Here is an 18,697-nt window from a genome sequence, read left to right as displayed (position 1 = left end):
CCGGGCACCGGGGCGCGAGGCCCGGTGACCAGCGGCACGGCGCCGTCCGGCCGCCCCTGCCCGGGGTACGCGGACCGGGGTACGCGGACCGGGGAGCCCCGCCGCCGCTGCCCGGCGGCGGGGCTCCTCTCACGCGGCGACGGCGCTGTCCTCCGGCCCGGTGGGCATGGCGCGCAGGGTGCCGACCGGCGACAGGAGGATCGGGACCAGCATGGCCGCGGAGAGCAGCCCCGCGATCCACAGCGCGCCGTGCAGCCCGGCCGCCACCGCCAGCAGACCGCCGACGGGGCCGCCCAGCGCGCCGCCGCCGTACAGCAGCATCCGCATGGCGGCCGTCATCCGGCCCATCAGGTGCTGCGGGGTGATGGTCTGGCGCAGGCTCACGATGAGCACGTTGGAGACGCTGCTGCCGAAGTACTCCAGGAAGAACGAGGCCACGAACATGCCCAGGAGCAGCCAGCGGGGGCCGCCGGCGGCGGGCACCAGCAGCGGTCCGAGGAAGATGACCGAGACCGACACCCGGTAGGCGGTGCCCACGCTCAGCGTGCGCACCACCTTGCCGGAGACCAGCGCGCCGAGCAGTCCGCCGACCGCCGCCGCGCCCATCACGAAGCCGACCGCCGCGGCCGAGAGGTCCTTGTCGCGCACGGCGTAGAGCAGGAACAGCGACTGCACCATGGTCAGCAGGAAGTTGCAGGCGCAGCCGACGAGCCCGATGGCGCGCAGCCACCGGTTGCCGAACACCCAGCGCAGGCCCTCCAGGAGCTCCACGCGCAGCCGCCGCTTCTCCGCGGGGGCCTCGGGCACCGGTTCGGGCGTCCTGATGACCATCAGGGACACCACCGAGACGGCGTACGAGACGGCGTTGGCGGTCATCGCGAAGGGGGCCGAGAAGGCGCTGACGAGGGTGCCGGCGAGCCCCGGCCCGGCGATGTCGGCCGAGGACAGGGTGGCGTTGAGCTTGCTGTTCGCCTCCAGCAGGCTCTGCCGGTCCCTGACCAGCACGGGGACGTAGGACATCCAGCTCACGTCGAAGAGGACGGTGGCCACACCGACGCCGAGGGCGAGCGCGTACAGCAGGGGGAGGGTCAGCAGGTCGAACTGGTGGAGCAGCGGCACCAGCCCGATGAGCACCATCCGGACCAGGTTGGCGCCGAGCATCACGGGCCGCTTGCGCACCCGGTCCACCCAGACGCCGAAGACCAGGGCGAGCCCGAGGAACGGCGCCAGCTGGGCGAAGCGCAGCAGGCCGAGCTGTTCGGCCCCGACGTCGAAGACCAGGACGGCGGTGAGCGGGAGGGCGAGGTTGGTGATCTGGGTGCCGTAGAGGGAGAGGGCCTCCCCCGTCCAGAACACCATGAAGTCCCGGTGGTGCCAGAGGGACCGGGGCGGGCCGGGGGGCTTCGCGGTGTCCGCCCCGGTGGGGGCGGTGGGCTCCGCCATGCTCAGCTCACCTCTCGTAAGGCGCGGGTGACGATCCCGCTCATGGCGTCGAGTCCGGGCCCCTGCCACATGGAGTGGTGGTCGCCGGGCACCGTGTGCTCGGTCAGCCGGGGCAGATACGGTCCCCACTCCAGCAGCCGGTCCTCGGTCACCGCGGCCCTGACGAGGATCGCGGGGCCCTCGTGGACGGGGCCCAGCGGGTGGTGCCGCAGGGCCCTGACATGGGTGCGGAAGAGGGCGTAGCGCTCCAGCAGGAACTCGGCGTCGAACTCCTCGGGCACGGCGCGCTCGCGTTCCACCGCGGCGAACAGGTCGGCCGGGCGGGCTCCGGGGCCCAGTCCCGACACCGCCTTGTCGACGTCGGGGGCGCGGCCCTCGGTGACTCCCAGGAAGTCGTAGAGGAAGTAGCGCGCCAGGCTGTCCTCCGGCGGCAGCGGCTGGAGCCGGGGCAGCGCCGCGTCGATGATGACGAGGAGCGGCACCTCCTCCCCCGCGGCCGACAGCAGCCGGGCCATCTCGTAGGCGACGACGCCGCCGAGCGACCAGCCGAGCAGGAGATAGGGGCCGTGCGGCCGGGCGTCCCTGAGGGTGGCCGTGTGGCGTTCGGCCAGTTCCCGGATGGACGCGGCGGGTTCGGAGACACCGTCGAATCCGGGCGCCTCGAACCCGTGCACGGGGGTGTCCGTGCCCAGGCCGTGGGCCAGACCGGAGTAGCAGTACGGCGACCCGGACACCGGATGGACGCAGTACAGCGGGTTCGGACCGCCCGTCTCCCGGAGGGTGACGAGGCTGTCGGGGGAGGGTTCGGTCACTGTCGCGGGGTTTCCTTCGGGGTCGGGGCCGGCGGCTGGGCGAGCTGCCGGTCGATGACGGAGGCGATGCTGCTGACGGTGGACCCGCCGTGCAGCATACGGACGTTCGCCCTGATCCCGAAGTGTTTGCTGAGCCGTGTGACGGCGCGCAGTGCCTGGAGCGAGTTGCCGCCGACGGCGAAGAAGTCGCTGTCGGCGCCGACCCGCCGCACCGACAGCACGGTCGCGAAGATCCCGGCGACCGTCCGCTCGGTCTCGGTGGCGGGCGCCGCGTAGCCGTCGCGCTCTCCGGCGGGTTCCTCCGGGGGCTCCGGCAGTGCCTTGCGGTCGACCTTGCCGTTGGGCGTCAGGGGCAGTCCGTCCAGGACGACGACGGTGCCGGGCACCATGTAGGCGGGCAGTGACCGGGCGGCGTGCCGGGTGATCGCGCCCGGATCGGGGCCCGCGCCGGGGGCGGGGACGACGTAGGCGACGAGCCGGAGGTCGCCGGAGCCGTCGGGGCGCGCGGCGGCGACGGCCTCGCGGACGTCCTCGTGGGCGCGCAGCACGGCCTCGATCTCGCCGAGTTCGATCCGCAGTCCGTGCAGTTTGACCTGGAAGTCGGACCGTCCCAGCAGTTCGATCAGGCCGTCGGGCCCGTAGCGGGCCACGTCGCCGGTCCGGTAGAGGCGTTCGTCGCGGACCGGGCCGAAGGACCAGTCGAGGAACCGCTCGGCGGTCTGCTCCGGCCGGTCGAGGTAGCCCCGGGCTAGTCCGGTCCCCGCCAGGTGGAGTTCGCCGGGCACGCCGGGCGGCACGGGCTGGAGGAGGTCGTCGAGGATGTAGGTGCGCTGGTTGGCCATGGGGCGGCCGTAGGGGATGCTCGTCCAGGCCGGGTCGGTCTCCGTCACCTCGTAGAGGGTGGAGTGGATGGATGATTCGGTGGCCCCGCCGAGGGCGGTGAACCGCAGGGCGGGGAAGAGCGCGCGGGCCCGGTCGGGGAGGGTGACGGGGATCCAGTCGCCGCCGAGCAGGGCCAGCCGCAGGTCGGGGAGGGGCGGTGAGCCGGTGTCGGCGAGGTGGCCGACGACCAGGTCGAGCAGGGCCGGGGCGGAGTTCCAGACGGTGACCCGGTGGGCCGCCAGCAGCTCCGCCCAGTGCTCCGGGTCCTTGGCGCGTCCGGGGTCGGGCAGGACCACGGTGCCGCCCGCCGCGGTCAGTCCCAGGAACTCGTAGACGGACATGTCGAAGCTGGGCGAGGAGAGGGCGAGGACCCGGTCGCCGGGGCCCACTCCGTAGCGGGTGTTGAGGTCGGCGATGTTGTTCACCACGCCTCGGTGGCGCAGGGCGATGGGCTTGGGCGCCCCGGTGGAGCCGGAGGTGTGGATGACGTATGCGAGGTCGTCGGGGGTGGCGCCGCCCTCCGGGTCGTGGGCGGGGCGGGTGGCGAGGAGTTCGGCGTCGCGGTCCAGGAGCACGGTGGGGCCGCCGGGCCGGGTGTCCGCCAGGGGGAGGCCGCGGGCCGGGCCGCTCCGGCTGACCACGGCCGCGCAGGAGCTGCCGGTCATCATCGCGGCGAGCCGCTGCCCGGGGTAGCCGGGGTCGAGCGGCACGTAGGCGCCGCCCGCCTTGAGCACTCCAAGGACGGCGACCAGCAGGTCGAAGGAGCGCTCCAGGCAGATGCCGACCCGCCGGCCGGGGCCGATGCCCAGGTCGCGCAGATGGTGGGCCAGCCGGTTCGCGGCCTCGTTGACCTCGCGGTACGTCCAGGAGCGGTCGGTGCCGATCAGGGCGGGGGCGTCGGGGGCCCCGGCCGCGCGGTCCTCGAAGGCGGTGTGCAGGCAGCTCTCGTGCGGGAGGTCCGCCCGGGTGTCGTTCCACTCCACGAGCATCCGGCGCAGCTCGGGCTCCGGGAGCAGGGCCAGCCGTTCCACCGGTCGGCCGGGGGTGGTGAGCGCGTCCTCCAGCAGGGTGCGGTAGCCGTCGAGCAGCCGGTCGGCGGTGGCCCGGTCGAAGAGGGCCGGGTCGTAGCGCAGCAGGGCCTCCCGCCGGGCGCCGTCCCCGGCGGGCGCCGGCAGGGTGAGTTCGAACTCGTCCGGGGCGGCCGCGGCCGCCGGCGCGCAGCCCTCCCCCAGGTCCCGGGCGAGGTCCGCGAGGGTGGCCGTGCCGCTGACGGCGCGGCCCACGCGGACGGCGCCGCGTTCCGGTGTCCGCGCGGCGAAGGAGAGGGCGGCCTGGCCCGTCCAGCGGTGCAGCAGCGCGGCGAAGCCCGCCAGGAGGAGGTCGCCGGGGGCGGTGCGGGCCCCGGGACCGAGCGGTGCCGTGGCGGTTCCGGTGAGCCGGGGGACGGTACCGGGCCGCCGCGGCCGGTCGGCCGGGAGCAGCGCGGGCGGCGGGGGGACGGGTGGGGCGGGGGGCCCTGGGTTGGGGGTCACGACCTCTCTCCTGGCGTGCGGGGGCGGGCGGCGGCGGTGTCGTCGGGGGGCCCGAGGGGAAGCGGGTGGGCGCGGCAGAGGTCCGCCGTTCCGGCGCGGACCCGGTCTGCGGTCTCCGGGTCGGTGCGGTACTCGGTGTCGCCCAGCGCGGTGGTGGCGGTGAGGACCTCGTCCAGCAGATCGGCGCAGATCCTCATCTCGGCGGGTCCCATGCCCCGTTGGGCCAGGATGTTGGTGCCGAGCCGGAGCCCGCTGGCGACGAGCGGGGGCTTGGTGTCGCCGGGGATGCGGTTGCGGTTGGTGAGGATGCCGCAGTCCTCCAGGGCGCGTTCGGCGACGACGCCGGTCATGCCGCGCCCGCGCAGGTCGAGCAGGATCATGTGGTTGTCGGTGCCCCCGGTGAGGACCCGGTGCCCGCGCCCCGCCAGGGCGCCTGCGAGGGTCGCGGCGTCGTCGACGACCAGCCGCATGGTCTCCTTGAACGCCGGCTCCGCCACCAGTCTGAGGGTGTGCGCCTTGGCGGTGATCGCCGCCGGGTTCGGGGTGCCCTGGGTCTGTGGGAAGACGGCGCGCTGCATCAGCCGGGCCAGCGGGGTGCGGCGGTCGGGGCCGGGGGTGGCGTGCTCGCGGCCGATGAGGATCATCCCTCCGCGCGGGCCGCCCAGTTGCTTGTAGGTACTGGTGGTGGTGACGTGCGCCAGGTCGACGGGGCTGGGGTGCTCCCCGGCCGCGACCAGCCCGGCGATGTGGGAGATGTCGGCCATCAGATAGGCGCCCACGGAGTCGGCGATCTCCCGGAACCGGGCGAAGTCGATGATCCGCGAGTAGGCGCTGGCCCCGGCGATGAGCACCTTGGGCCGGTGGGTCCGGGCCAGCTCCGCCACCTGGTCGTGGTCGATGAACCCGGCCTCGTCGAGGCCGTAGTGGACGGCCCGGTAGTGGTGTCCGGTCACCGACGCGCTGGAGCCGTGGGTGAGGTGCCCGCCGGAGTCCAGGTCGAGGGCGAGCAGGGTGCCGCCCGGGGGCAGCAGCGCGGCCAGGACCGCCTGGTTGGCCGAGGAGCAGGAGTGCGGCTGGACGTTGGCGTACTGGGCGCCGAAGACCTCGCGGGCGCGCTCGACGGCGAGCCGCTCCACGCCGTCGAACCGGGCCGCCCCGGGGTGGTAGCGGGCGCCGGGGTATCCCTCGGCGGTGACGTTGGACAGGGCGGCGCCGCCGGTGGCCAGGACGGAGGGGCCGGCGAAGCTGGCGGACGCCACCATGGCCAGGGTGGTGCCCTGCTTCTCGACCTCGCGGTCGAGGAGCAGGGCCAGCTCGGGATCGGTCCGGTCCAGCAGGGCCGCGCCCCAGTCCAGCAGCGCGGACTGGGCGGAGCGGGAGCCGGTGGCGGCCGGTGCCGCGTCCCCGGGCGGGGAGGTGTCCCGGGTGGGGTCAGGCACGGCCGGCCGCCGCGTTCCTGGCGTCGGTCAGCGCGTCGATGGCGGCGGCCACGGCGGCCACGGTGGCGCCCCCGTAGAGCAGGCGGACGTTGACCTTGACGCGGAAGTGCTTGTTGAGGCGGCTCACCACCCGCATCGCCTGGAGCGAGTTGCCGCCCAGGTCGAAGAAGGTGCCGTCGGCGCCCACCCGTTCCTGGCCGAGGACGGAGCCGAAGGCCTCGGCGACCTTCTCCTCGGTCGGGGTCGCGGGGGCGACGAAGTCCGCCTCCCCGCCGGTGCCCGACACGGGGGCCGGGAGGGCGGCGCGGTTGATCTTGCGGGCCGGGGTGAGCGGGAACTCCGGCAGCTCCACCCAGGCCGTCGGCACCATGTACTCGGGCATCGTGGCGCCCAGGTGCTCGCGGAGTTCGGCGACGGTCGGGGGGGTGTCGCCCAGCACCGTGTAGTAGGCGACGAGCTGCTTCTCGCCGCCGTCCTCGCGCAGCAGGACCAGGGCCATCCGGACCCGGGGGTGGGTGAGCAGCCCGGACTCGATCTCGCCGAGTTCGATCCGCAGACCGCGCAGCTTCACCTGGTTGTCCAGGCGGCCGATGAAGTCGATCTGGAGATCGCGGGTCCAGCGCACCAGGTCGCCGGTGCGGTAGACCCGGCCCTCGCCCAGGAAGGGGTCGGGCACGAACTTCTCGTCCGTCAGCTCCGGCTGGTGGAGGTAGCCGCGGGCCAGGCCCTCGTCACCGCCGATCAGCAGCTCTCCGGGGACGCCGACCGGGACGAGGTTGAACTCCTTGTCGACCACGTAGTGCAGCCGGGCGAACTCGGGCCGGCCGATGGGGGGCGACGACTGCCATTCCTTGTGCTCGCACAGGTACTCGGTGGTCGCGATGGACGCCTCGGTGGGGCCGTAGAGGTTGACGAACGAACGGCCCGGCAGGTTCCACTTGTTGACCAGTTCGGCGGGGAGCGCCTCGGCGCCGCCCATGATGTGCTTCAGGTCGGGGTACGGCCCGGCCTCGACGACGGAGAGGATCGCGGGCGACAGTCCGGCGTAGGTGACCCGCTGGTCGCGGATCAGGCCGCCCAGGGACTCCGGGGACGAGGCGTCCTCCGGTGCGACCAGCACCAGGGCCGCGCCGCTGATCAGCCCCGCGAAGATCTCGCCCTGGGACATGTCGAAGGTCAGGGCGGGCAGTTGGAGCAGCCGGTCCCCATGGGTCCACTCGCCGAAGGTGCGCCGGTAGGCCTCGATGAAGATGCGCAGGCCGCGCTGCTCGATCATCACGCCCTTGGGGCGGCCGGTGGAGCCGGAGGTGTAGAGGATGTAGACCAGGGAGGTCCGGGTGGTCAGCTCCGCCAGCGGCTCGGCGTCGGAGCGTGCCTCGATCAGCTCCCAGTCGGCGTCGATGCGCACGCTCTCCCAGCCGCAGGAGTCCGGCAGGTCGCCCAGGGCCGCCTCCCGGGTGATGACCAGGGGCGCCTTGGTGTCCCGGAGCATGTGGTCCAGGCGGGCGTTGGGGTGCGAGGGGTCGATGATCGTGTAGGCCGCTCCGGAGAGCATCACGCCCAGCATCGACACCAGGGCGTCCAGGTCGCGGTCCATCGCGATGGCCACGACCTCCTCGGGCCGCACGCCCCGGGAGCGGATGTACCGGGCCAGTTTCCCGGCGCGGCGCATCAGTTCGCCGTAGGTCATCTCGACGCCCCGGCAGACGGCGGCGACCCAGTCGGGGTGCTCCTCGGCGATCCGGGCGATCGTGGCGTGCACCGGCTCGGCCGGGAAGTCGAAGTCCGCGCCGCGGCCCGCCTCCAGCAGTTCGGCGCGTTCCTCGGCGGAGAGCAGCGGCAGTGCGGCGATGGGGGTGTCGGGCGCCTCGGCCGCCGCGATGAGGACGCTTCGGAGATGGCCGACGAGGGCCTCCATCCGCCAGCGGTCGTAGAGGTCGGTGGCGAACTCGACGATCAGCCGGAGCCGTTCCTCGCCCTCCATGAAGGTGAAGGACAGGTCGAACCGCGAGCGCCCGCCCGAGACGGTGATCGACTCGCTGTCCAGCCCCTCCAGCCGCAGCGCGTCGCCGGTGGTCGACTCGCCGAGGAGCTGGCAGGCGATCTGGAACAGCGGGTTGCGCCCGGCCTCGCGGGTGGGCTGCACCCGGTCCACCACCTGCTCGAACGGCACCTCCTGGTTGTCGTACATGTCGAGGTTGGTGTCGGCGATCCGCTCCAGCAGTTCGGCGAAGGTCACCCCGCCGGACAGATCGGTGCGGAGCACCGTCATGTTGATGAACAGGCCGACGACGTCCTCGAGTTCGGGATCGGTCCGGCCGAGCATGGGCACGCCGAGGGGGATGTCGTCCTGTCCGCTGTAGCGTCCGAGGACCACGTTCAGCGCGGCGACGACGACCATGTAGAGGGAGGCTCCCCGGTCGCGGGCCAGCGCCCGCGCCCCGGCCAGCACCTCGGCGGGGAACTCGGCGACGAAGGTCTCGCCGTTCCCGGTGGGCCGGGCGGGACGGAGCCGGTCGGCGGGGAGTTCGAGCGCCTCCAGGCCGGCCAGCCGCTGCTGCCAGAACTTGAGCTCCTCCTCCCACACCCCCTCGGTCCGCTGGCGGCGCTGCTCCTCGACGTGGTCGGCGTAGCCGACGGACGGCTCCGGCAGCGCGGGCTCGCGGCCGGCGGCGAGGTCGGCGTAGGCCTGGGAGATGTCGCGGCTGATCAGGCCGCCGGACCAGCCGTCGGTGACGATGTGGTGGTAGTTCAGGCTGAGCACGTGGTCGTCGTCGGCGATCCGCAGGAGCTGGAACCGGGCGTTGGGTCCCGCCGCCAGGTCGAAGGGTGTGTCGGCCTCGGCCTGGAGCACCCGGCGCAGTGCCTCCTCCGGGTCGCCGGGGGCCTCCTGGGCGAGGTCCCGGACCGGCAGCGGCCGGTGCCGCACGGGGGCCGCGGTCTGGTACGGGACGCCGTCCGCCGCGTGGAAGGTCATGCGGAGCTGCTCGTGGCGCGCCAGCAGCAGGTTGAGCGCGCCCTCCAGGGCGGGCACGTCCAGCGAGCCGCGCAGCCGGTAGGCCGTGGGGACGTTGTAGGTGGTCTCCGAGGGGTTCAACTGGTCCAGGAACCACAGCTGTTCCTGCCCGAAGGACAGGGGGAGGCGCGTCTCGGCGGTGGACGGGTCGCTCATCGTGACAGAACTCCATTCGGTGGTGAGATGCCCAGGGGGCCGTGCGGGGGGGTGGGAGCCGGCCTCAGGGCGCGGCGGGAGCGGTGGCGGGCGGCCGGAGCACCCGTTCCACGCGGGCCAGTCCTTCGGCCACGTCCTCGGGCGGGCGGGCGAAGCAGATCCGGAAGCCGTCCCCGGAGCCGAGGGTCTCGCCGGGCATCAGCAGCACGCCCTCGTCCAGCGCCCTGCGGCACATGGTGAGGGGCTGCTCCCCGGTGGTGAGCCACAGCCAGGCGAACGGCGTGTCCTCGGGCTCGACGAGGGTCACCGCGTCCCGGTTGCGCCGGGCGAAGTCCCGGACGAGTCCGAGGCCCCGGCCGGTCAGGTCGCGGTAGGCGCGCAGATGGCGTTCGCGGTCGGCGAGGACGTCGAGGGCCAGGGTCTCGCACAGCACCGAATTGGAGATGGTGGACAGGAACTTGTGCCGGTTGCAGCGCTCCACCAGGTCCGGGGCGGCGTAGAGCCAGCCGACCCGCAGCCCGGGGAAGCCGTAGACCTTGGAGAGGCTGGACACGGAGATCACCCGGTCCTCGCCGAGGGCCGCCGAGCGCGAGAGGTCGAGCGCGTACTCCTCGTCGAGCAGCAGGTGGGCGCCGGTGCGCCGGGCCAGGGCCAGCAGCGCGTCCAGGTCCTTGTCGGCGATGCGCCGGCCGGTCGGGTTGCACGGACTGTTGGCCACGATCAGCCGGACGTCGGGGCCGGCCACCGCCTCGGCGGCCTCGATGTCGAAGCCGAAGTCGGGGCGGAAGCCCACCAGGTCGACCCGGCAGCCGAGGTCGGCTGGGACGTCCCAGGACTGCTGCCAGCCGGGCCGGAAGGCGATCACCCGGGAGCCGGGGGCGAGCAGGGTCCGGTAGACGAGGTAGAGGGCCTGCTGGGCGCCCTGGGTGATGAGGGCCGACTCGGCGCTCCCTCCGTACAGCCCGGCCACCGCCTCGCGCAGCGGCCGCAGGCCGTGGTCGTGGCCGTAGTCCAGGGCGAGCCCGGCGGGCAGGGTCAGGTCGTCGAGGCGGCCGGGCAGCATGTTGCTGTCGCCGAGGTCGATGTCGAAGCGCCCCACGGCGTCCTCGAACACCCAGCGCTGCATCGGGTATTCACCGAGCGGTTCCGCGGTCCCGGTCATCGTGCCGCCACCTCCTCCGTCAGCCGGTCGAGCCGTGCCCGCAGGGCGGGTGCGAAGGTTCCGGCGGCCACCTGTTCGGCGTCGCCGGTCATCGTGACGCCGCCGTCCGCGGCGACGGTGATCTCGGCGGTGCCGCCGGGCATCCGGACCTCGACGCGGCTGTCGCACAGGCCGAGTTCACGGGCGGCGGAGACCGCGGCGCAGGCGCTGCTGCCGGACGCGGTCACATAGCCGGCACCCCGCTCGAAGACCTCCAGCAGCATCACGCCGCGGTCGAGCATCCGCAGGAACTGCACGTTGGTCGCCCCGGGGAAGCGGGGGTGGCGGGCGATGCCCGGTCCGAGCCGCCGGGCCAGCTCCGGCGTCGGCTCGTCCACCGGTACGACGGTGTGCGGGTTGCCGTTGTGCAGGCTGGTGACGGTCAGCCGTTCGCCGTCCACCGTCAGCGGCACCCGGACGGCCCGTCCGGGGTGGGGGGTCCCGTCCTCGGCGAGCAGCGGCAGAGCGGCGGCGCTGAAGTCGGGGCGGCCCATGCCGATCTGCACCCGGCCCGCCCCCACGTCGAGGATGCGCACCGGGCAGTCGCCCGCGGGCGTGCGCAGGACGAACTCCCGTCCGTCGGCCCAGCCGCCGGGTTCGCGGGCGGCGAGGTGCAGGGCGAACATCCGCAGCCCGTTGCCGCTCCGGCCGCAGTCGGAGCCGTCGGAGTTGTAGAGGGCGAGTGGCACCGGGACCCCGGGGCGGGGCTGCTCAAGGGGCCCGAACAGGACGCCGTCGGCACCGATGCCGCGGTGCCTGTCGCATATCAGCCGGATCGTCTCGGGGCTCACGGTGAAGCCGGAGCCGCGCGGGTCGATCACCACGTAGTCGTTGCCTGCTGCCTGGTACTTGAAGAAGTCGGTCACGGCTGGTCTCCCTCGGCTGCGGGACACGGCGCGGCGCCGCCCGGGGCGTCGTACCCGCCCCCGGGCGGCGCCGCGCCCCGGCGCTACTGCTCGGCGAGCGCGGCGGCGTCGTGCTCGTCGCCGTACCACTTCTCCGCCCACCGGGAGAACGCGATGATGACGATGTCGCGGTGTCCGGGACCGCCGTCGGCGGAGCGCACGTCGGTGACGTCGTGGGCGAGGGCCCGGTCGTCGAGCAGGACGGCCTTCCCCGGTTCGAGCGTCCCGGACCAGAAGGGCTCGTCGGCGCCCGGGTTCCACAGGCGGGTGACGGCGCCCGCGACGTTCACCTTGTTGAGGATGCCGATCATCACGAACTCGTGGCCGTCGTGGTGGACGCCCTCGGGGGTCAGGGGGCCGGGCCTGCCGTCCTCGGCGCGGGTCCGGTTCTGGTGGACGTTGATCTGCCAGTCCTCGGACCGGTCGAGGCCGAGCCCGCTGATGCCGGCCCGGATGAGGGGGGTGAAGTCCACCTGGATCGGCTCGTAGACGCGACGGATGCCGCCGCCGACCGCGTTGAACTTCTTGTAGGTCGTGTAGTCCCGGTGCGGGAGCCGCTCGAACGACCAGTTGTCGTCGTCCCGGGCCCGCAGACGGTACTGGGTGAACCGCTTGAAGCGAGTGCCGTTGCCCATGTACTCGTCGACGGGGCAGTCGTCGTAGCTGGGCAGGATGTCGGGGGCGACATCCGGCAGGTCGATGATGGCGTAGCCTTCGCTGCCGAGCGGCATGGTCTCTCCTCCAGTCGGTGGGGTCGGGTCGGCCGTCACGCGGCGGACGGCATGCGCTCGTCCAGGTAGGCGGCGGAGGAGTTGAGCCTCCAGAGGATGCCGCGCGCGATGGCCCGGCGCATGTGCGCGGACTCGGCGGCGGGCAGCACGACGTTGTGGAACCAGCCCTGGGCGTGCTGGGAGTCGATGGTGATGTGCAGCCGGTGGTAGGTGATACCGACCTCCGGCAGGCCGAGGCGCTCCCAGGCGTGCACGACCTGGACGAACCGGTCGGGCGCCATCCACTCGGTCATCCCGAGGAAGCCGACGGCCTCGGGGTACAGGGAGCGGTGCCGGGACAGCATGACGGCGAGGTTGCCGTTCAGGAGCGAGGTGGCGGTGAGCGAGCGCTCCAGCTCGTCGTCCGAGATCTCGAAGACCTCGAAGATCTTGTTGAAGAGGGTGGTGTGGACCTGGGCGTGGTCGCCGTTGCCCATCTCGTCCCAGAAGTTGGCGGCGATCTCCATCTTCGCGTCGCCGGAGGTGCCCACCTGCATGAGCGCGAGGAGGTCGTCGAAGCGGCCGTCCACCACGGACTCCTGCATCACGTAGTTCCGCAGGTCGCTCTCGGTCGCCGTGTTGCGGATGAACTCGTGGTAGTACGGGTGCTTGTACACCCGGTGGCCGCGCGCGGTGTGCTTGAGCCAGGACAGGTACTCGCGCGGGTCCGTGGGGATCCCGTCGAGCAGCTCGGGGGCGATCAGGGCGTCCTGGGCCGCGGCGGTGGCGGTCTCCAGCAGCCGGCCGACCTCGTACACGAAGACCGATCCCTCGGCGTTCTCGCCGCTCGGGATCCTGGTGTAGAGCTGGTAGATGCGGTCGAGCAGGTACTGCTGGGCGTACAGGGCCTCCATGTCGCCCTCGGCCGCCGCCCGGTTGATGCCGGCCACCTCCGCCAGGAAGCGCTCCCGCTCCGCCCCGGCCACTGCGGAGTCGACCTTCTCGGGGGCGGTTCCGAGGAGGGCGGTGATCCGGTCCACGGTGGACAGCGGGGGAGCCTGTCCTTTGGAGCTGCTGACCTCTAACATGTGGTTTCCTCTGATGTCGTTGAATGAATCAGACTTCCGTCACGAAGTCGTTCACCGTCCTTCGGGAGACGGTGGCGGACGGATTTCATGCCCGGCGGCGTCCGGCAGACGGATCACCCGGCGCGACGGCGCGGGTCCGGCATCGTCTGCCGCTGAAGGGGTGCGCGGGCGGTGGAAAGACACCGGCCGCCGGCCCCTGACGCGGGGAGACCGTGGAGAGACGCGGAACGGGGGATGAGTGCGGTCCTGTTCCGTTCCTCCTTTCGTCGTTCCCTTGCCCATGCCGCCGGGACAGGCTCGAATTCCGCACGGGCTGTGGGCATCTGCAGTGTACGAAGGCTCCCTGGACAAGACATGGACGTCGTCTGGATGCCCCCGCGAGCCCGCGTCGAGGAGTGCCGCGGCGCCTGCCGGGGCCGGGAACGGGGCCCGATGAGGTGCGGGAACGGGGGTCCCGGCGGGGGCGGGGAACGGGGCCCGGCGGGGGCGGGGTGCTGTTCGGACCGTCCGGGTTGGAGGGGCCGACGGGTGGATCACCCACGTCCGCCGCAGGAGGGGTGTGCGGTGCCGTCGGACGGACGGAGCAGCGCGTCCGGGCCGCGGCAACCCGGTTGTGGCACCCGTCGGTCGGGAATGCGGGGCGCACCGTCGCCCGCCGATCGTCCGGAAGCGGTCGCGGGGCGGCGGCGGTCTGCTACGTTGCCCCGGTCGCCCGGCACGGGCCGCGGCACGGCCGCCGCCGGTTCCGGTGCGCGCCGCCCGGCCCGGGGGCTGCACCCGGCGGGCGTTCTCGGGAAGGAGTCACCGGAAACGTGCGGTACCACCGGGGCGAACGGGAGATCCAGGAGCGTCTGGGCCTGTCGGCGGAGGCCGGGCGGTCGGCCCGGGTGATGCGGGACGGCCTGAGCGACGTGCTCGCCGCCTTCCTGGGCACCCAGCGACTCGTGGTGACCGGCTCGGCCGACGCCGGAGGGGACGTCTGGGCCTCGGTCCTGACCGGCCCGCCCGGCTTCGCGCGGGCCACCGGCCCCCGTTCACTTTCCCTGGCCCTGGACCGGTCCCGCTTCGCCGCGCCCCTGGGCGACGCCGCAGGCGGCCCGTTCGAGATCGGTCTGCTCTTCGCGGACAGCCGTACGGGGTTGCGGCTCCGCGTCAACGGGACGGCCCGGCCCAGCGCGCGGGGGCTGGCGGTCGACACGGCGCAGATCTTCACCAACTGCCCCGGACGGCTGCGGGACTGGAGCGGACCGGGGCCGCTGCCCCTCCCCCGGGGCGAGGTCTTCCCCGGTGACGCGCTCGGCGCGGCCCAGCGGCGGTGGATCGCGGAGGCGGGCACCTTCTTCGTGGCCTCGGCCTCCGACACCGGCGCCGCGGACGCCAGCCACCGGGGCGGGGCGCCGGGCTTCGTCGAGGTGGTGTCGCCGACCGAGCTTTCCTGGGCGGAGTATCCGGGCAACTCCATGTTCACGACGCTCGGCAACCTCACCCTCAACCCCCGCGCCGGTGTCGTGTTCGTGGACGCGCGGCACGGCGCGACGCTGCACCTGACCGGGACCGCCCGGGTGCGGCTGGCCCAGGAGGGCCCGGTGGTGCGGTTCAGGATCAGCCGCGTGCTCCAGGCGGGGCCGTCCCGGGAACCGGAGTCCGGCGCCGACGGGCCGGTGGGCGGAACGGGCTGAGGGCGGCCCGCCCGGGGAGACCGTCCGGCGGGGAACCCGTGAGCCCGGTTCCGGGCTCGGCCCGGGGGGCATGGTCCGGAGGAGCGGTCCGGGGTGTGGGCCGGGGGCGGTCCCGCCCCGAAGTCCCCTGCCGGGGAGCGGAGTCGGGGCCGTGGGAGGCGGGGCTCGGGCCGAGGAGCGGGCACGGGTGCACGGGGGCACTCGGAGCCGGGGAGCCAGGACGAGGCACTCTCGGCCTCGGGGCCCGGGCAAGGGAAACCCGGGTCGGGGCCGGGCGGAGGGGCCCGGGCGGGGAACCTTGTCGGGGCCCGGGCGGGAACTCGGGCCGGGGCCGGTGGTCAGAGGGCGGCGGCGCAGATGTTCTGCCAGCCGCCGTCCCCGGAGAGCAGCCAGGGATAGGGGTCGACGGAGCCCGTCCGCAGCCGGTCCAGTGCCTCCTGCCGGTGGGCGGGCGGCTCCCGCAGCGCGCATTCGGCGGCGTAGGCGCCGACGAGCGGGTGGAAGCGGTACTGGTGGCCAGCCTCCTCCTGGAGCAGGTGGTGGGAGACCAGGACCGACAGCAGCCGCCCGGTGGCCACCCGGTCCGTCGCGGCCAGCGTCGCCGCGGTCCTGGCGGTGAACGGGCCCCGGTGCAGGCCGAGGTACCGGAACATGCGCGCCGCGTCCGCGGGCAGCGCCGCGTAGGACGTCTCGAACACGCAGCGCATGCTGGCCGCCGCGTCGTCGTGCACCATCAGCCGGTCCAGCCGCCCCCCTTCCTCCGTGTACTGGTCGACCAGCACGCCGAGCGGCACCTCGGGGCGGGCGGCCAGTCCGTCGGCGACGACGCGCAGCGCCAGCGGCAGTCCCCCGCACAGCGCCACCAGGCGGGCGGTGGCGCGGTCCTGCCCGTCGAGCCGTCCGCCGCTGAGGCCGACGAGCAGCCGGGCCGACGCCTCGTCGGCGAGCGGGCCGACGGTGACCAGATGCGCCCCGTCCCGTGCCGCGAGTCCGGCGAGGCGGCGCCTGCCGGTCACCAGGACGCAGGAGGTGCCCCGGGGGATCAGCGGCCGCAACTGGTCGGCGCTGTCGGCGTCGTCCAGCACCACCAGCATCCGTCGGCCGTGCAACAGGCTGCGGTAGAGGGTGGCGCGGGCGGCGGTCTCCGCGGGCAGCCTGGACGCGTCGACGCCCAGGCCGCCGAGGAGCTGGGCCAGGGCCTCGGCGGCGCTCAGCGGCCGGGACCGCTGCCCGGTGGCCCGCAGGTCGACGTAGAGGGCGCCGTCGGGGTAGCGGTCGACGAGGCGGTGGGCCAGCTCCAGCACCAGCGCCGTCTTCCCGACCCCGCCCGCGCCGTCGACCACGGCCACCGGGGTGGTCGCGGCGTGGTGGGCGGTCTCCTCGTCCAGCATCTTCTCCAGCAGGGCGAGTTCCATCACGCGTCCGGTGAACCCGCGTGCGAGAGGAGGCAGTTGGAAGGGCCGGGGGACGTCGTGGAACGGGTTCCGGGGGGCGGCCGGGCGGTGGTCGCCGGGCACCTCCCCGGGCTCCGGCCGGTCCGGTTGCTCCGGCTGCCCGGAGAGTATGCGCCGGTGGAGGCTGCGCAGTTCGGCGCCGGGTTCTATCCCCAGCTCGGTGCTGAGCAGCCGTCGCGTCTCCTCGTAGACCCGCAGGGCTTGAGCCTGCCGGCCCGAGCGGTACAGGGCCAGGATCAGCAGCCAGCGCAGCTTCTCCCGCAGCGGTTCGTCGGCGACCGCTCCGGTCAGTTCGGCGACCGGCTCGGCCGGGCGGCCCGCCTCCAGCAGACCGGCGGCCCACTCCTCCACGGCCGTCAGCCGCAGGTCCCGCAGCCGGGTGCGGCCCATGGCCGCGAAGGGCCCGGGGACCCCCGCGTACGCCTCGCCGCGCCAGAGGGACAGCGCCCGCTCGTAGAGCCGCAGCGCCTCCTCGGCGGCGCCCTCCCCCCGCAGTCTCCGCGCGTCGCCGTGGACGCGGGTGAAGAGGGCGGCGTCCACGTCCGCGGGATCCAGCCGCAGGCAGTACCCGCCGGGCTCGGAGGTCAGGACCGAGCCGGCGGCGCCCCGGGGGCGCCCGGGCTCCAGCGCGCGGCGCAGTCCGCTGACGTAGGTGTGCACCCCGTTGACGGCGGTCTGCGGCATGTCGCAGCCCCAGAGGGCGTCCACGATGCTCTCGACGCCCACGACGTCGTTGACGCGGCTCGCCAGCAGGGCCAGCACGGCCCGCTGTTTGGGCGGGCCCAGCGCCACCTCCGCGCCGTTCCGCCAGGCGCGTACCGGCCCTAAGAGCTGAATCCGCAAGGGGGCTCCCCCGGTGGCCATCACGATTCGCCTCCTGAAGTGGTGTTCCGTCCGTCGCCGGGCCCGCCGCCCCGCTCGGGCGGAAAGGACCGGCGCGGTCCGACACCACCCCGGGTCGCCGGCCGGTCCGGCGGCATGCCCTCGGATCGGGCACGCGCCACCGGCGAACGGGGTGGGAGCGTCGGCTTGCTCACGATTCCGGTTTCCTCGATGTCACGTCCGGCGCCGGGGCCGCAACACGACCCCACGCGGTCCGGACAACGCCCGGCGGACCGGTCCGGAGACCCTCCGTGGCGGCGGGCGCCTCCCCGCTCGGGCGCGGACCGGCGCCACGCGCTTTCCGGCATGTCCAACGCACCACCGGGTAAGGAGAATTCCGGCCGCAATTCCTCCGGTCACGGTTCAGCCATCGGCTTCCTCGCAGCGCGGCTTCCGGTCGGGGATGTCGGAGCAATTTACTCCGGTTGCCCTGCCGGAAGGCGCGGTTCGGGTGTCCTCGACGGACGGGCGGTGACGGGTCTCCACTTCTCTCCCTCCGAGCCGGGACAATGGCGTCGAGGATGTCACCCGGACCCTTTCGGCAAAAGGATGTGCACACGAGAAGCAGGATGTACGTGTGACGGGTGGGGCACGGCGAATGAGGAGCGCACGGAGGAAGCGGCGGCCTCCGCGGCAGCGGACGGACGACGGGAGAATGGCCGGATCAGGACGGCGGCGCAGGGGAATCGCCGGGAGGGAGCGGCACCGCGGCGCGACCGGGGCGGGCCTACCCGCTCTGCGGCTCTACGGCTGGATTACTTCGGGGAGTCCGTCCCTCGTCGGCGCGATCACATCCGGACCCCTCAGCGAACCACCGGTCCCGAGGTTGATCGAGCACGATTCCCCCGCAACTTGTATCCGTAAGACGCCCCCGATAGCCCAGGTTAGCGACGGCCTGAGTTGTTGTCACCCCACCCTCGGCGCGCCCGGCCGCCCCCGAAATGGCCGCCGTGCGCTCCCCGTCGGACAGGGGTCGATATCGGCCTCCCCCGGGCGACACGAACCGCCTTTCCGGGGTCACGGGCCGACCGGTGCCGGGGTTTCCCCGGGGGCCGGGATTCGACGGCCCGTCGCCGGGGACGCGGGGCTCCGTCGAAGGCCCGGCGGCACCGGGCGGCGGTCCTCCCGGAAGTACGGCCCGGGGCCCGGCGGCCTTCCGCATACGGCCGGGGGGCCACCCCGCCCCGGGAACGGACGACGGCGGCCGACGGCCGGGGACCGGCGCACCGCGGCCGGGGACCGGCCGGTCCCGCGCCTCCCGCGCGTCCCGCGCGTCCACGCGGTCCGGGCGCGCCGTCCGGTCCGGGTCCGCTCCGTCATGCTTCCCGCGCCCTCGCGCGCCCTCCCCTCCCGCGTCTCCTCCGCACAGGGCCTCCCCCGCACAGGCTCCCGGTGCGCCCCCTGGGTGGCCCGCACGGAGGTGACCCGTACAGCGGGGCGGCGCGGGGCTCCCGAGCGGCGGAGGCCTCGGGGCGCCGTGACGGATGACTTGCCGAAT

The 18,697-nt window shown here is 74.0% G+C and carries 11 protein-coding genes; 1 reads left to right on the top strand and 10 read right to left on the bottom strand.

Features of this window, described 5'->3' with window-relative positions; genetic code table 11:
- Positions 1 to 129: 129 nt before the first annotated feature.
- From GTY84_RS15535 to GTY84_RS15495, 9 genes are all read right to left on the bottom strand, one after another.
- Complete coding sequence (locus tag GTY84_RS15535) at positions 130 to 1,443, bottom strand: MFS transporter (protein WP_161226845.1); 1,314 nt, start codon at positions 1,441 to 1,443, stop codon at positions 130 to 132.
- Between the two features lie 2 nt (positions 1,444 to 1,445).
- Positions 1,446 to 2,255, bottom strand: coding sequence for an alpha/beta fold hydrolase (locus GTY84_RS15530; RefSeq protein WP_161226844.1), 810 nt, complete (start codon positions 2,253 to 2,255; stop codon positions 1,446 to 1,448).
- Complete coding sequence (locus tag GTY84_RS15525; RefSeq protein WP_161226843.1) at positions 2,252 to 4,669, bottom strand: amino acid adenylation domain-containing protein; 2,418 nt, start codon at positions 4,667 to 4,669, stop codon at positions 2,252 to 2,254. The genes GTY84_RS15530 and GTY84_RS15525 overlap by 4 nt, the downstream gene beginning before the upstream one ends.
- A complete protein-coding gene (glyA, locus tag GTY84_RS15520; RefSeq protein WP_345943447.1) occupies positions 4,666 to 6,108 on the bottom strand; it encodes a serine hydroxymethyltransferase in 1,443 nt (480 codons plus the stop codon). Before glyA ends, GTY84_RS15525 begins: the two co-directional genes overlap by 4 nt.
- Positions 6,101 to 9,280: a non-ribosomal peptide synthetase gene (locus GTY84_RS15515; RefSeq protein ID WP_161226842.1), complete on the bottom strand. Its 3,180-nt coding sequence runs from the start codon at positions 9,278 to 9,280 to the stop codon at positions 6,101 to 6,103. The genes glyA and GTY84_RS15515 overlap by 8 nt, the downstream gene beginning before the upstream one ends.
- 64 nt (positions 9,281 to 9,344) lie before the next feature.
- Entirely contained in the window at positions 9,345 to 10,442 is a 1,098-nt protein-coding gene (locus tag GTY84_RS15510) for a pyridoxal phosphate-dependent aminotransferase (RefSeq protein WP_161226841.1), read from the bottom strand.
- Positions 10,439 to 11,347 carry a diaminopimelate epimerase gene (dapF, locus tag GTY84_RS15505; protein WP_161226840.1) on the bottom strand — a complete coding sequence of 303 codons (909 nt, stop codon included), beginning with the start codon at positions 11,345 to 11,347 and terminating at the stop codon, positions 10,439 to 10,441. Before dapF ends, GTY84_RS15510 begins: the two co-directional genes overlap by 4 nt.
- Positions 11,348 to 11,430: 83 nt before the next feature.
- Entirely contained in the window at positions 11,431 to 12,117 is a 687-nt protein-coding gene (locus tag GTY84_RS15500) for a 2OG-Fe dioxygenase family protein (RefSeq protein WP_161226839.1), read from the bottom strand.
- 35 nt (positions 12,118 to 12,152) lie between these two features.
- Positions 12,153 to 13,184 (bottom strand): iron-containing redox enzyme family protein, encoded by a 1,032-nt coding sequence (locus GTY84_RS15495; RefSeq protein WP_161226838.1) that lies wholly within the window; start codon positions 13,182 to 13,184, stop codon positions 12,153 to 12,155.
- A gap of 812 nt (positions 13,185 to 13,996) precedes the next feature.
- On the opposite strand from GTY84_RS15495, the gene GTY84_RS15490 reads away from it, so the two are divergent.
- Positions 13,997 to 14,863: a pyridoxamine 5'-phosphate oxidase family protein gene (locus GTY84_RS15490; RefSeq protein ID WP_161226837.1), complete on the top strand. Its 867-nt coding sequence runs from the start codon at positions 13,997 to 13,999 to the stop codon at positions 14,861 to 14,863.
- Positions 14,864 to 15,201: 338 nt separating this feature from the next.
- Here GTY84_RS15490 and GTY84_RS15485 read toward each other — a convergent pair whose 3' ends face one another.
- The gene (locus tag GTY84_RS15485) at positions 15,202 to 17,160 is read right to left on the bottom strand and encodes an AfsR/SARP family transcriptional regulator (RefSeq protein WP_237532289.1); all 1,959 of its coding nucleotides are present in this window, start codon (positions 17,158 to 17,160) and stop codon (positions 15,202 to 15,204) included.
- Positions 17,161 to 18,697: the final 1,537 nt, after the last annotated feature.

The organism is Streptomyces sp. SID8352, assembly GCF_009862265.1.
In the GTDB taxonomy this organism is placed as follows: domain Bacteria; phylum Actinomycetota; class Actinomycetes; order Streptomycetales; family Streptomycetaceae; genus Streptomyces.
The sequence above is the reverse complement of the archived record's forward strand: the minus strand, read 5'-3'. Positions and strand labels throughout refer to the sequence as shown.

Bases quoted from the DNA above. Each gene is read 5' to 3' on its own strand.
- GTY84_RS15535 (WP_161226845.1), bottom strand. From the start codon at position 1,443: ATGGCGGAGCCCACCGCCCCCACCGGGGCGGACACCGCGAAGCCCCCC.
- GTY84_RS15495 (WP_161226838.1), bottom strand. From the start codon at position 13,184: ATGTTAGAGGTCAGCAGCTCCAAAGGACAGGCTCCCCCGCTGTCCACC.
- GTY84_RS15510 (WP_161226841.1), bottom strand. From the start codon at position 10,442: ATGACCGGGACCGCGGAACCGCTCGGTGAATACCCGATGCAGCGCTGG.
- GTY84_RS15515 (WP_161226842.1), bottom strand. From the start codon at position 9,280: ATGAGCGACCCGTCCACCGCCGAGACGCGCCTCCCCCTGTCCTTCGGG.
- GTY84_RS15500 (WP_161226839.1), bottom strand. From the start codon at position 12,117: ATGCCGCTCGGCAGCGAAGGCTACGCCATCATCGACCTGCCGGATGTC.